General features: G+C 72.2%; 9 protein-coding genes, 2 tRNA genes and 1 pseudogene. 7 read left to right on the forward strand and 5 right to left on the reverse strand.

The genetic code is table 11. The annotated features are described in order from the left end of the window. The first annotated feature begins 6 nt into the window (after nucleotides 1-6). Entirely contained in the window at nucleotides 7-2,586 is a 2,580-nt protein-coding gene (locus ACWC5C_RS29835; RefSeq protein ID WP_450880388.1) for an insulinase family protein, read from the forward strand. Between the two features lie 71 nt (nucleotides 2,587-2,657). Here the strand turns inward: ACWC5C_RS29835 and ACWC5C_RS29840 are convergent, their stop codons facing one another. After that, complete coding sequence (locus tag ACWC5C_RS29840; protein WP_450880390.1) at nucleotides 2,658-3,269, reverse strand: DUF4232 domain-containing protein; 612 nt, start codon at nucleotides 3,267-3,269, stop codon at nucleotides 2,658-2,660. 109 nt (nucleotides 3,270-3,378) lie between these two features. Here ACWC5C_RS29840 and ACWC5C_RS29845 point away from each other — a divergent pair. Next, nucleotides 3,379-3,522, forward strand: a pseudogene (locus ACWC5C_RS29845) (cysteine hydrolase); the annotation flags it as partial. 25 nt (nucleotides 3,523-3,547) lie between these two features. On the opposite strand, the gene ACWC5C_RS29850 reads toward ACWC5C_RS29845, so the two are convergent. Further along, nucleotides 3,548-3,961, reverse strand: coding sequence for an ArsI/CadI family heavy metal resistance metalloenzyme (locus ACWC5C_RS29850; RefSeq protein WP_450880392.1), 414 nt, complete (start codon nucleotides 3,959-3,961; stop codon nucleotides 3,548-3,550). A gap of 78 nt (nucleotides 3,962-4,039) precedes the next feature. Here ACWC5C_RS29850 and ACWC5C_RS29855 point away from each other — a divergent pair, with 78 nt between their 5' ends. From ACWC5C_RS29855 to ACWC5C_RS29865, 3 genes are read left to right on the forward strand one after another with little or no spacing between them, the layout of a single operon-like run. Beyond that, nucleotides 4,040-4,477, forward strand: coding sequence for an ArsR/SmtB family transcription factor (locus ACWC5C_RS29855; RefSeq protein ID WP_450880394.1), 438 nt, complete (start codon nucleotides 4,040-4,042; stop codon nucleotides 4,475-4,477). Then, nucleotides 4,477-5,577: an ACR3 family arsenite efflux transporter gene (gene arsB / locus ACWC5C_RS29860; protein WP_450880396.1), complete on the forward strand. Its 1,101-nt coding sequence runs from the start codon at nucleotides 4,477-4,479 to the stop codon at nucleotides 5,575-5,577. The genes ACWC5C_RS29855 and arsB overlap by 1 nt, the downstream gene beginning before the upstream one ends. Continuing rightward, nucleotides 5,570-5,989, forward strand: a complete 420-nt coding sequence (locus tag ACWC5C_RS29865) for an arsenate reductase ArsC (protein WP_450880398.1) — start codon at nucleotides 5,570-5,572, stop codon at nucleotides 5,987-5,989. The genes arsB and ACWC5C_RS29865 overlap by 8 nt, the downstream gene beginning before the upstream one ends. 100 nt (nucleotides 5,990-6,089) lie before the next feature. Here the strand turns inward: ACWC5C_RS29865 and ACWC5C_RS29870 are convergent, their stop codons facing one another. The 3 genes from ACWC5C_RS29870 to ACWC5C_RS29880 all read right to left on the reverse strand — a co-directional run bounded on the left by ACWC5C_RS29870 (nucleotide 6,090) and on the right by ACWC5C_RS29880 (nucleotide 7,540). Continuing rightward, on the reverse strand, nucleotides 6,090-6,788 hold the full coding sequence (locus ACWC5C_RS29870; protein ID WP_450880400.1) for a tectonin domain-containing protein: 699 nt from the start codon (nucleotides 6,786-6,788) through the stop codon (nucleotides 6,090-6,092). A 301-nt stretch (nucleotides 6,789-7,089) separates the two neighbouring features. Further along, nucleotides 7,090-7,162 (reverse strand) — tRNA-Arg (locus tag ACWC5C_RS29875). Between the two features lie 287 nt (nucleotides 7,163-7,449). After that, nucleotides 7,450-7,540: transfer RNA gene (locus ACWC5C_RS29880), tRNA-Ser, on the reverse strand. A 224-nt stretch (nucleotides 7,541-7,764) separates the two neighbouring features. Here ACWC5C_RS29880 and ACWC5C_RS29885 point away from each other — a divergent pair. Together ACWC5C_RS29885 and ACWC5C_RS29890 are read left to right on the forward strand one after the other, a co-directional pair. Next, nucleotides 7,765-8,214 (forward strand): SSI family serine proteinase inhibitor, encoded by a 450-nt coding sequence (locus ACWC5C_RS29885; protein ID WP_385443161.1) that lies wholly within the window; start codon nucleotides 7,765-7,767, stop codon nucleotides 8,212-8,214. Between the two features lie 212 nt (nucleotides 8,215-8,426). Further along, nucleotides 8,427-12,896: a PAS domain-containing protein gene (locus ACWC5C_RS29890; protein WP_450880402.1), complete on the forward strand. Its 4,470-nt coding sequence runs from the start codon at nucleotides 8,427-8,429 to the stop codon at nucleotides 12,894-12,896. Nucleotides 12,897-12,968: the final 72 nt, after the last annotated feature.

Below are 12,968 nucleotides of genomic sequence, written 5' to 3' on the forward strand. Positions count from 1 at the left end.
GGGCACATGATCAAGAGCAAGGTGCACCGGACGACCCTCCCCAACGGTCTGCGGGTGATACTCGAACACCGGCCGGAATCCCCGCGAACCGCCATCTGCGTCCACTACGGCGTCGGCTACCGGTCCGAGCGCCCAGGGCAGGAGGGCTTCGCCCACCTCTTCGAGCATCTGATGTTCCGCGGCAGCGCCAGCTTGCCGCCCGGCTCGTTCTACGAACACATCCACCCCCTCGGCGGGCAGGCCAACGGGACTACCCATCAGGATTACACCGACTACCACCAATTGGTTCCATCGGCGGCGGTGGACCGCGCGCTGTTCAGCGAGGCCGACCGGATGCGGGCGCCCGTCTTCACCGAGGCCACCCTCGCCGAGCAGCGCGACGGCATCGAGGGCGAGATCCACCAGGCCGTCACGGCACGCCCGTACGGCGGACTGCCGTGGCCCCTGCTGCCCGGCGTGGTCTTCGACCGCTTCGCCAACGCCCACGACGGCTACGGGCGGCTGGAACAGCTCCGTAACGCCACGCTCGAGGCGTGCGAAACGTTCTTCCACACCCACTACGCGCCCGGCAACGCGGTCCTCACCGTCGTCGGCGACCACCACCCCGACACCCTGCTGCCCCTGATCGAGCGGCACTTCGGCGACATCCCGGCGCGCCCGTCCGCCCCACCGCCCGACCTGCACGAACCCGCGCTCCTCGAGGACCGGTGGCAGACCTGCACCGAACCCGCCGTGACCGCCGCGGCCCTCGCGCTCGGCTACCGGCTGCCGGATCCGCGGGAGGACATGACGCGGTACCTGGCCCACGTCGTGCTCGCCGACATGATCACCCACCACGGCCTCGACGGGCTCCAGACCGTGTCCGCCGGCTGCGGCGTCTTCGGCCCGCTCGACGCGCAGTCCCCCGACCTCCTCGTCATCACCGGCCTGGTCCCCTCGATGGTCCCGCCAGAACAGGCGGTCGGCACCGTGACCGACAGCTGGTCCCCGTGGGCGGCCGCACCTCACTTCGAGCAGGCCCAGTCCCAAGCGGTACGGCGCCTGATCACACGGCACCACCGCGAACACGCCGACGCGTACGCGCGCGCCCGAGCCCTCGGACGGCTGGAACTTCTGTTCGACCGGGCCGACCTGCTCGACGCGTACCCCGCGCTGCTCGCCGGGATCGGCCCGGAGGAGGTGGCACAGGCGGCCCGAGGCCTGGGGACGGCCCCGAAGGGAGTGCTCGTCATGGCCCCCGGCCCCACCCGGACCCGCCCGGACCCGGTGCGAGGGACAGCGGCGGAGGCCGTCCCCGATCCGACACCGAGTGCCCGGCCCCCGGCAGCAGCCCGCCCCGTACCGCCCCTGGGCGTACGGCCCGCCCCGTACCACGGTGCGCGGCGCGAGACCACGCTTCCGGGAGGCACCCGCGTCGTGGCCGTCCGGGACGCCCGTTCCCCGCTGGTGGAGCTGCGGTGGCGGCTGCCGCTGGGGCCGTCGGGGTGGCGCGATCCGGAGGGCGCGGACGCGCTGGTGCGGCTGCTGGCCGCCCGGTACCGGGTCGCGTCCCGGGCGGAGCACGCGGGCGGAAGCTGCCAGCTGACCACCGACGGCGAGTGGTTCGACGTCTCCGGCTACACCACCGCGGACCAGGTCGGCGCATGGCTGACGTTGCTGGGCGGGCTGGCCACACCACTCGACACCGCGACCTCGCCGCCCCGTACGCCCCCCACGTCCCGCAGACCGCACGCCCCCGAGGCGCTGATGGACACCGCGCTACGCCGCCACTGGCTGGCCGAAACGCTTCCCGCGACCCATTCCGCCACCCCCTGCGACCTCGGCGCGATGCACCAGGAGATCCTGCGGCACGGTGGCTGGCTGATCGCGGTAGGCGATCTCGATCCCGAACGGTTCACCGCCGAGGCCGAACGGACGCTGGCCCCCGGCCCGTCCGGGCACACCGCCCCCCACACCGCCTCCCCGCCCCCCACCGGCGGCCTACTGGCGGTCCACCACGACGTGCCGGACGCTGTGCGCCTGACGCTGAGCGCCCCGGAACCGGCCGACGACCGTCCCACAGGAGCGGCCCGTTACCTCGCCACCGCGCTGTTCGGCGCCCACCACGGATCCCGGCTGGTCACCAGCGCCCTCGGCGCGGGCCTGACCCCCTCGCTCCACGCGGGACGCGACATCTGCCTCGGCCTCCCACGTGCCTACGTCAGGGCGACGCTGCCCCGCCGGGACGCGGCCCGCGGCGTCGCGGGCATCCAGGAGGCCCTGCGGTCGCTGCCGGACACGCCCGCCACCGCGGCGGAGCTGGAACCGATCCGCGCCTTCTGCGCGGCCCAGCTCCTCAGCGCCTTCGACTCCCCGGCGGCGAAGGCCGATCTGCTGCGCGACGGTGTCTCGGCAGGCCGCCCGGTCCACTGGGCCGAACGCCTGCCGGACGACCTCCGGCAGACCACGGCGGCCGAGGTCGGTGCGGCGGGCGCCGCGCTGTTCCGGGCGGACGCCATGACCGTGATCGCCCTCGGCGAGCCCGGCGCGGTATCCGAGGCGACCGGGCGATGGGCCGGTTACGCCGGAGCGACGACGCCCGGATGAACACAGAAATGCCTGCGCGCCCGGTGTGTCGACCGGGCGCGCAGGCAGGCGGGGCGTCATACCGCCCCGACTCACACCCCGGCGCCGGACTCAACAGCCGTGACGGTGAACTCGTCCCCGCACACCCGCAGTCCCGAGGCGACCCGCGCGGTCATGGCCTCCTTCGAGCCGGGCGGGTAGGCCTGCACCAGAGAGGCGCTCTTCCAGCACGGCTTGTCCGAGAGACCGTCGTTGATCGTGTGCAGCACGGCATGCGCGCTCCCCCCGGCGGCCACTGTGACGGGCTTCCCCGCGGCCCCCTCCCGCTCGGCGGGCTTCCCGATCCGCTGCCCGTCCTTGGCCAGGAGCGACACCCCGGGGAACCCGTTGAGCGTGCAGGCGCTCTTCCCCTTGTTGGTGAACACCAGCGAATACCGGATGTTGCCCGCCCCCACGTCCGCGTTCCCCACACGCAGACTCATCGACGAGGACTCACACCGCCCGCCCCCGGCACTCCCGGCCATGGCCCCGATGCCCTCCCCGTCCACCGAGGCATCCTTCGAGGCTGCGGCCCCGGACCCCACGGACTCGGCCCCCGCAGGCTTGGGATCACTCCCCTGACAAGCCGTGATCCCCATGGCCGCCACAGCCGCCATCGTGGCGACGACGACCTTGCCCCGGCGGGTGAGCGTGCTGTGCGACATGGGAACCCCCTTGGTCGATGGAACGTCCCTCTCACCACCAACCCTGACGACCGCCGCTATTGCCCCATTAACACCCCGGTGGCGCCCGCTAACGCATCACTAACGCCCCGCCCCCGTCCGGCACGACGCGGTACCGGCGCCGATGGTCTCGCGAGTAGCCGAATGGGCCCTGGGCGACGAGATCGAGATCCCCGCCCAAGCCACCAACGTCCCCTTCACCGCCCCTCACTCATGCCCGGACAGGGGCCTCTGAACTGCCGCGCACTCGACAGGACGACTCAGGTTCCACATGCACAGCCCGTGGCGGCCTTCTTGCCCATCTCCTCGGCGTCGCCCTTGACGACGTAGACCTCCCAGGGTTCCTTGCCAGGACCGTGGACCCAGACCTTGTCCTGGAGGGCGTAGCAGCAGGAGGTGTCGTCCTCCTCGAACGTGGCGAGTCCGGCATCCTTGAGGCGGTCGGTGGCGGCGTTGACCTGGTCGGTGGAATCGACCTCGACGCCGAGGTGATCGAGCCGGGTTTCCTGGTCTGCTTCGCCTTCGATGAGGACGAGTTTCAGCGGCGGCTCGGTGATCGCGAAGTTGGCGTATCCGGGGCGGCGCTTGGCTGGCTCGACACCGAAGAGCTTGGAGTAGAACGCCACTGAGGCGTCGAGGTCGGGCACGTTCAAGGCGAGCTGCGCGCGGGACATGGTGGTCTCCCATCGGCCTGTATCGATCTCCTTCAATGCAAGCTTGCGTCTTGCATTGAAGAACGTCAACATAGAAGCATGTCGAAACAAGAGCTCGCGGTGCCCGGCCAGGACGAGGACGAGAACGACGGCTGCTGCCCCGGACTTCTGACCGCCCAGCTCGACGAGGCGCAGTCCGTCGAGCTGGCGAAGGTGTTCAAGGCACTGGGCGATCCCATCCGGCTGCGGCTGCTGTCGATGATCGCCTCGCGCGCCGGGGGCGAGGTCTGCGTCTGCGACCTCACCCCCGCCTTCGACCTCTCGCAGCCGACGATCTCCCACCACCTGAAGCTGCTGCGACAGGCCGGGCTGATCGACTGCGAGCGCCGGGGCACCTGGGTCTACTACCGGCTCCTGCCGGAGATGACCGACCGGCTCGCCGGATTCCTCACCCGACCCGCCGGAACCCGCCCCACCGAGCCCCGCCCCGCCGGGCAGCCGCTGCCCGAGCCCGCCGCGACGGCGGACGACGCCTGATGGCCACCGCCCCGCTCGCCGCGCGCCTGTCCTTCGTGGACCGGTACCTCGCGGTGTGGATCCTGCTCGCGATGGCCACCGGCCTCGGCCTGGGACGGCTCGTCCCAGGCCTGGGCGAAGCCTTGGCGAAGGTGACCGTCACCGGCGTCTCCCTGCCGATCGCGCTCGGCCTGCTGGTGATGATGTACCCGGTCCTGGCCAAGGTCCGCTACGACCGCCTCGACACGGTCACCCGGGACCGGCGCCTGCTGATCCCCTCGCTCGTCCTCAACTGGATCCTCGGCCCGGCGCTCATGTTCGCGCTCGCCTGGCTCCTCCTGCCGGACCTGCCGGAGTACCGGACAGGCCTGATCATCGTCGGCCTGGCCCGCTGCATCGCCATGGTCATCATCTGGAACGACCTGGCCTGCGGCGACCGGGAAGCCGCCGCCGTCCTCGTCGCCCTGAACTCCGTGTTCCAGGTGATCGCCTTCTCCGCGCTCGGCTGGTTCTACCTCACCGTCCTCCCCGGCTGGCTCGGCCTGGAGCAGACCGGTCTCGACGTCGGCGTGTGGGAGATCGCCCGCAGCGTCCTGATCTTCCTCGGCATCCCGCTGGTGGCCGGATTCCTGACCCGGCGCCTCGGCGAGAAGGCCAGGGGCCGGGCCTGGTACGAGACGACACTCATCCCGCGCATCGGCCCGTTCGCCCTGTACGGGCTGCTGTTCACGATCGTCCTCCTGTTCGCCCTCCAAGGTGACGCGATCACCTCGCAGCCGATGGACGTGGCCCGGATCGCGGTACCGCTCCTGGTCTACTTCGCCATGATGTGGGCCGGGTCCATGGCGCTGGGCAAGGCCGTGGGCCTGGACTACCCCCGCGCGACCACGCTGGCGTTCACCGCCGCGGGCAACAACTTCGAACTCGCCATCGCCGTCGCCATCGCGACCTTCGGCGCCTCCTCCGGCCAGGCCCTGGCCGGAGTCGTCGGCCCGCTCATCGAGGTCCCCGTACTGATCGGCCTCGTCTACGTCGCCCTGGCCACCCGGCGCTCCTTCCCACGCTCATCCGACGCGTCCGCCGACCGCACGCCCGCCCAGGAAGGTCCCGCCCATGTCTGACTCCCCGAGGCCGTCCGTGCTGTTCGTCTGCGTCCACAACGCGGGCCGCTCCCAGATGGCCGCCGCCTTCCTCACCCACCTCGCGGGTGACCGCGTCGAAGTCCGCTCCGCCGGTTCGGCCCCCGCCGAGCACGTCAACTCCGCCGTGGTGGAAGCGATGGCGGAGGTCGGCATCGACATCGCCGCGGAAATCCCCAAGGTGCTGACGGCCGAAGCCGTACAAGCCTCGGACGTCGTCATCACCATGGGCTGCGGCGACGCCTGCCCGTACTTCCCCGGCAAGACCTACCTGGACTGGAAGCTCGACGACCCGGCCGGACAGGGCGTCGCGGCGGTACGGCCGATCCGCGACGAGATCCGAGCCCGCGTCGAAAGCCTCGTCCGCGAACTCACCACTGGAGGCCACAGGTGACCGCTCCCGCTCCTGACTGACCTGGCGCTCGACGCGGACCGCGCCCCAGGAGGGGTCCCGGCCCTTCCGGATCGGGGCCCCTCGCACGGTTGCCGACTTGTCAGCTCGGCTGGTCTCCGATGTAGCGGTAGATGGCACCGGCGGAGTTGACGTGCCACACCGTGCCATCAGCGGCAACACCGATATCAACCGCACCCCCCGGGATACCGATCCACGGATTCGCGTCATGCCCCGTGTAACGGTAGATCTGCCCCGACGAGTTCACACCCCACACATGCGTCCGCGAACCCACCGAGATCCGACTCAGACCACCCGCGACGCTGACCCAGTCAGTCGAACCCTGATCCCCGGTGTACCGGTAGATAGCACCGGCAGAGTTGACATGCCACACCGTGCCATCAGCAGCCACACCGATGTCGACCGCCCTACCCGGGATACCGATCCACGGATTCGCGTCATGCCCCGTGTAACGGTAGATCTGCCCCAAGGAGTTCACACCCCACACATGCGTCCGCGAACCCACCGAGATCCGACTCAGACCACCCGCGACGCTGACCCAGTCAGTCGAACCCTGATCCCCGGTGTACCGGTAGATAGCACCGGCAGAGTTGACATGCCACACCGTGCCATCAGCAGCCACACCGATGTCGACCGCCCTACCCGGGATACCGATCCACGGATTCGCATCGTGACCCGTGTAACGGTAGATCTGCCCCAAGGAGTTCACACCCCACACGTGCGTCCGGGAACCGACCGAGATCGTCGTGAGTCCCCCGGAGATGTTCTTCCAGTCAGCCATGCCTGTGCCCCTTTGCCTCGGACGCTGTCCTCAGGTACTTGGCAAGCGACAGGAACACCCAAACAGTCTCATTTTGTGATGGGATGCTTTAAATATCCAAAAACAGACGTTTACTTTGATCGACCCTTGAAGGCTGGGGGATCGGCCGCCTTGCGGCGCTTCCTTCGAGGCCGGAAAGGCCATAACCCACACGAAGGGCCAACGACGCCCCAGGTTGACGCCCCCACGACCGCGCACCGAACCGGGCAACGGCCAACGCAAAAGGCCCCTTCCATCTCTGGAAGGGGCCTCTACGCTGCTGCGCGCTCGGCAGGATTCGAACCTGCAACCTCTTGATCCGTAGTCAAGTGCTCTATCCGTTAAGCTACGAGCGCTTGGCTTCCCGGCGGTTTTTCTTGCCGGTCGGCGTTGCGGGAACAACATTACATGACCTGCGCCGTCACGCGAAATCCGTTTGCCACACCCCACCTGACCTGCGGAAATACCTGTTTTGAGGCCTGCGAGGCCCGTTCGGGCAGGCGGGGCCGCGGCTGGGAGAACGGCCGCGCGGGAGGGGGGCTGGGGGCGCTTGGGCGGGGTGACGCTGCGGAGAGGGGCCGTCACTCGGGAGGGGCACGCGACACAAGAGCCCCGGTCGTGATCGACCGGGGCTCTCGAGAAGCGGAGGCTGAGGGATTTGAACCCTCGATGGGCTTTAGGGCCCAAACCGCATTAGCAGTGCGGCGCCATAGACCAGACTAGGCGAAGCCTCCAGCACGCCGTGGCGCGCTCGCGTGAGCGCGATGTGGCGTGTGCAGATGATGTCACAGCCCAGCGGGATGTCACCAATCGCGGCCTACGGTACTCGGCGGGCGGGCAGGACCGCAAAGCTCTTAGGGGGCGCGATGCCCGGATGGCGGCGCAACGCGCGCGGCGGAGGCGCGTTAGCAGGGGCAGGGGCAGCGCGCCCCGGTCTGATCACACCAGGAGTACTCACATGCCCCTGCTGCATCGCCTCGCCGTCACCACCGCCGCCGCTGTCGCCGCCACCGTGGCCGCGCTGAGCCCCGCGGCGGCCACGCCGCTGCCGCTGCCCGTGTCGTACGACGGGGAGAGTTCCGATCGTCTCGTCATCAGGGTGAGCGAGACGGGCCAGCACCTCGACACCGTGCGGTACGTACTGGCATGCCACCCCACCGGCGGTACCCACCCCCGGGCCCGGGCCGCCTGCCGTCAGCTGGAGGCTCAGACCAAGTGGGGCCGGGATCCGTTCGCGCCGGTGCCGCCCGGGGCGATGTGCACGGGTCAGTACGGCGGGGAGGCCACGGCGACGGTGCGGGGGCGGTGGGCGGGGCGCCCCGTCAACGCTCGCTTCACGCGAACGAATGGGTGCGAAATCTCCAGGTGGAACCGTTTCTCGATCGTTTTGCGTCTGCCTGGGAGCTGACCTGGGGATTGAGCCGGGAGTGTGCGGCGGCGGGGCCCGGGAAGTTTGTCCGGGCGTGCGCCGAGACGTGCATGTCGTGCTGCGACCTCCCTCTCATCTACCGCCGCGCCCGCCCTTGGTGCCCGTAGACTCCCCTGAGACACTCCACGGACGGGCGGCACAATGACCGCGGGTGTCAGCAAGGTGCGGTAAGTCAGGGAGGAAGCGTCGTCGTGAGCAGCAGGCCATCCCGAGGCGCTGCTCGCCTCGCAGCGATACTCGACGCCCTTCCCGACGCTCTGCTGTTGGTCAACTGCAACGGCACGATCGTCAACGCCAACCACATCGCGCTGGAGTCCTTCGAGACGCCGGGCACCGCACTCGTGGGCCGTGGTCTGCTCGATCTTCTCCCCTCCTTCGATCCCAATCGGATCCCCGGGTCGATGCGCAGGCCCGGGGACGCGGAACGGATCACCAGCACCAAGCCGACCCGGATGATCGCGCGGCGCACCGACGGGGCTCAGTTCCCCGTAGAGGTGACCAGCGCGAACGTCGAGGACAGCCGGACCCCGTACGCGGACCCGTACGCCGATCAGTACAGCTACACCGGCGACGAGCTGCTGATGCTCATCGTGAGGGACCTGACCGGGACGCTCGACACCGAGGCCGAACTCGCCCGCCAGCAGCGCCAGACCGAGATGATTCTGCGCGCGGCGGCGGAGGGCGTGGTCGGCGTGGACACCGAGGGCAAGGTGGTCCTCGTCAACCCGTCCGCAGCGCAGATCCTCGGCTTCCGGGCCAGTGACCTGGGCGGTCAGGTACTTCACTCTCTTGTACACCACTCGCGCCCCGATGGTTCCCCTTTCCCGTACGAGGAGTCCCCGCTCGCCGACACCCTGCGCTCCGGCCGCAAGCACCGGGTGCGCGGCCAGGTGCTGTGGGCCAAGGACGGGAGCGCGGTACCGGTCGACCTGACGACCGCGCCCGTACGGGACGGCGAGCAACTCGTCGGCGCCGTCATGACCTTCACCGACCGGCGCGCCGAGGAAGCGCTCGTCTCGACGCACGCCGAGGAGGTGGAGAGCCTCACGGCGCAGCACAGCAAGGAGCTGGAGGAGCTTCGCGACGAGCGCGCCAAGGAGCTGGAAGAGCTTCGCGACGAGCACGCCAAGGCGCTGGAGGAGCTGCAGGCGCAGCTCGACCGGGAGCGGCAGACGTACGCGGAGCGGCTGGACGCCCTCACCGCCCGAAACAGCCAGCTGCTGGCGGTGCTCGACCAGTCGCTGCGCGGTCCGCTCCAGGAGCTGCGCGGCGAACTCGGCGTCCTGGCCGACGACCCGGCCGGGCAGCTGTGGCCCGAGGCCAACCAGATCCTGCACCACCTGGCCGCCGGGTACACCCGGATGACCACGCTCGTCGACAACGTCCTGAGCTATCAGCGGCTCGACGCGGACGGCGAGGAGCTGGCCCGGCGCGCGGTCTCCATGGACGAGGTCGTGGCCGCCGGTGTGGAGGGCGCGGTCGAGCTGATCGGTCCGGGGCGCGCGCAGTTCGCCGTGCACGCCCCGCCGATCGAGGCCGAAGTGGACCCGCAGCGGGTGGCCCAGGCGCTCGCCCACCTGATCGCGGACGTGGCCGGGGTCGACTCGACCGGCAAGGCGGCCTCGGGCGGAGGCGGCGCGTCCGGGGACTCGACGATCGTGGTCGCGGCGGCACAGCGCGGCAACGTCGTACGGTTCGAGGTCCGCGGACCGTACGCGGGCGGCGACCCGGTGCACGAGCCGATCGTGCGCGGGATCGTGCGCCGGCACGGTGGTGTGCTGCAGACACATGAGATGCCGGGCATGGGCGGGCACGCCTACGTCCTGGAGGTGCCGATCTCGGCGGCGGCCGCCGACCAGGAGCGGGCGAAGGCCGACGCCCAGGCGGCGTCCGGAGGCGCCGAGGGTACGCAGGGGCAGGGCACTTCGGGCGGCGGAACCGGCGCGGCCACGGACACCGCGGGCACCGCGGGCGGCGACGGCGCGGACGGCGGTCCGAACGGCGCCCCCGGCTCCGGCGATCCGCAGAACGCGCCGGGGGCGGACACGAGCGGCGCGCAGAACCGTTCCGTACCCGCCACGCTCCCCGCGGAGGCCGGTACCGATCCGCGGCAGCAGAACCAGCAGGGCGGGCAGCAGCCGGGCGAGCAGGACCAGCCGCGGCCGACCGGACGGCGCCGGGCACGCCCGCGCGCCGACGAGGAGGCCCCGGCGGCCGCGAACGACGGTACGGACGGCCAGGGCACCGGTGCCGGTGCCGGTCCGCAGGCGGTCGGCGCCGCCGCGATGGGCGTCGTACCGCCGCAGGGCATCGCCCAGCCGCAGCACCCGGCCGCGGGCGGTCGTCGGCGCGGCTCCCCGGCTCAGGAGGCCGCCGGTCCGTATCCGGCCCAGCAGGGTGGCCAGGGCGGCGGCCGCTCCCCGTTCGCCCTGCCTCCGGCGGCGGCCGACGCGAACGGCCCCGACGTGAACGGCCCCGATGCGGCCGGTGCGGGCGAGTCCGCCGTGCCCGCGCTCCCCGCCGCCCGCACCCCGGACCAGCAGCAGCCCGCTTGGGGCGACCCTTCCCAGGACTCCGCCGAGGGCGAGGGGGCGGTCCCCAGCGGCCGCCGTCGTGCCCGGCGGCCCCTGACCGAGACGCCGAACCGGGCGGTGCCCGAGCAGGGCGCTCAGCCTCAGCCGCAACGCCAGACACAGCCTCACCCTCAGGCACAGCCGCAGCCCCAGGCACAGGCGGCGGGGGAACCCGGCGCGGCACGCTCTCCGTTCGCGCTGCCGCCCGCGGCGGCCGACCGGCCGTCGCAGCCCGGCGCGCTGCCGCCCGAGCTGGGCCCGGCCGGGCCCGCCGGGCTCGTCCCCGCGCAGCATGGCCCCCGGGACGCGCGCGTCGGCGCCCCGCAGGCGCAGGCCCAGCCGCAGGGCGGTGGCCTGGCCGTACAGCCCGTGCCCCCGGGCGGGACCGCGCCCCGCAACGGAGGCTGGCCGTCCGGTCCCGGTCAGGCCCCGCAACAGGCACCGGCCCAGCAGGGCCAGAACCAGAATCAGGGGCAGGGCGGGCCGCAGGCCCCGCGTCCGGGCACGGCCGGGCCGGGTGCCGAACCAGGTGCCGGGCAGGGTGCCGGGCCGGGCTCCGGTGCGGGCGGCGGGTCCGCCATGCCCGCGCTCCCCGCCGCGCGCACCCCCGAACAGCAGCAGCCCGCCTGGGGCGAGCCCGCGCAGGACTCCATGGGCGGCCAGCAGGCGGCTCAGCACTCCGGCCGCCGCCGCGCCCGGCGCCCCCTCTCCGAGGAGCAGCCGGAGCCCGCGCCCGGGGCTCCCCCGGCGCAGCAGCTGCCTCCCGAGGCGCCGCGCGCGCCCCAGAGCACGCCCCAGAACGCACGCCCGAACGCCCCCCAGGCACCTCAGCCCCCTCAGGGCGCGCCCCAAAGCGCCCCCCAAGGCCGCCCGCAGGGCGCTCCGCAGGGCGCGGAGACCACCCAGGGGCGCGCGTTCAGCGTGCGCACGCTGGGCCAAGGGGTGCCGTTCGCACAGCAGGTCAGCGAGCACCAGCGCACTCCCCAGCCGCAACAGCCGCAGCAGCCCCAGACGCCCTCCGGCGGTACGGCCACCGCGGGGTCGGGCAGGCGGCGCAAGCTGGCCGCCCGCCCCGATATGGCCGACCAGAACAGCTCGGCGGATCTGGAACCCACCGGCAGCCGCGCCCACCCCCAGTCCCCGGCGCAGGCCCCCGGCCAGGCCGGGCCCCCACCCGGAGCCCAGCCGCGCAACCAGCCCGGCCCGGGGCCGCAGCCGCCCCGCCCGGCCTCGCCGCACAGTTCGGGGCGCGCGTTCGCGATCGGCGCGCCGGACGAAGGAGCGGAGGGGCCGGAGCCGCTGGACGGGCCCAACGGCGCCATAGAGATCGTCGACGACCGCACCCCGCCGCCCGACGACGAACTGCCCCCGGAGCCGCTGGACAACCCGCGCCGGCTCCTGGTGTGGCCCGCGCCGGACATGTCCACGCAGCAGGCGCTGAGCGACCGCGGCTACCGCCCGGTGATCGTGAACTCCCGTGAGGAGGTGGACGCGCAGATCGCCGCGTATCCGGCGGCGCTGTTCGTCGACCCCCTGACCGGGCCGATCACCCGGACCGCGCTGCAGTCGCTGCGGACGGCGGCGGTCGCCGCCGAGGTGCCGGTGCTGGTGACGGCGGGGCTCGGCCAGGCGACGCGGGAGGCGGCGTACGGGGCCGACCCGGCCGTCCTGCTCAAGGCGCTCGCCCCGCGCGACAGCGAACAGCATCCGCCGCGCGTCCTGCTGATCGAGGAGCACGAGCCGATCGCGGCGGCGCTGACGGGGGCCCTGGAGCGGCGCGGCATGCAGGTCGCCCGGGCCGCGACGGACGCGGACGCGGTGGCGCTCGCGGGGCGTATGCGGCCGAACCTGGTGGTGATGGACCTGATGCAGGTACGCCGCCGCCGGGCCGGGATCGTCGACTGGCTGCGCGGCAACGGGCTGCTCAACCGCACCCCGCTGGTCGTCTACACCTCCGCGGACATCGACCCGGCGAACCTGTCGCGGCTCAGTTCGGGCGAGACGGTGCTGTTCCTCGCGGAGCGCTCGACGAGCGCGGAGGTGCAGGCCCGGATCGTCGACCTGCTGGCGAAGATCGGCACCAACTGAGGCACCGGCGGAGGCGTAGGGCACCGGCTGAGGTCGGGCACCGGCTGAGGGGGATGCCCCCAGCCGGACGGC

The sequence above is a fragment of the Streptomyces sp. NPDC001700 genome, from assembly GCF_053596435.1.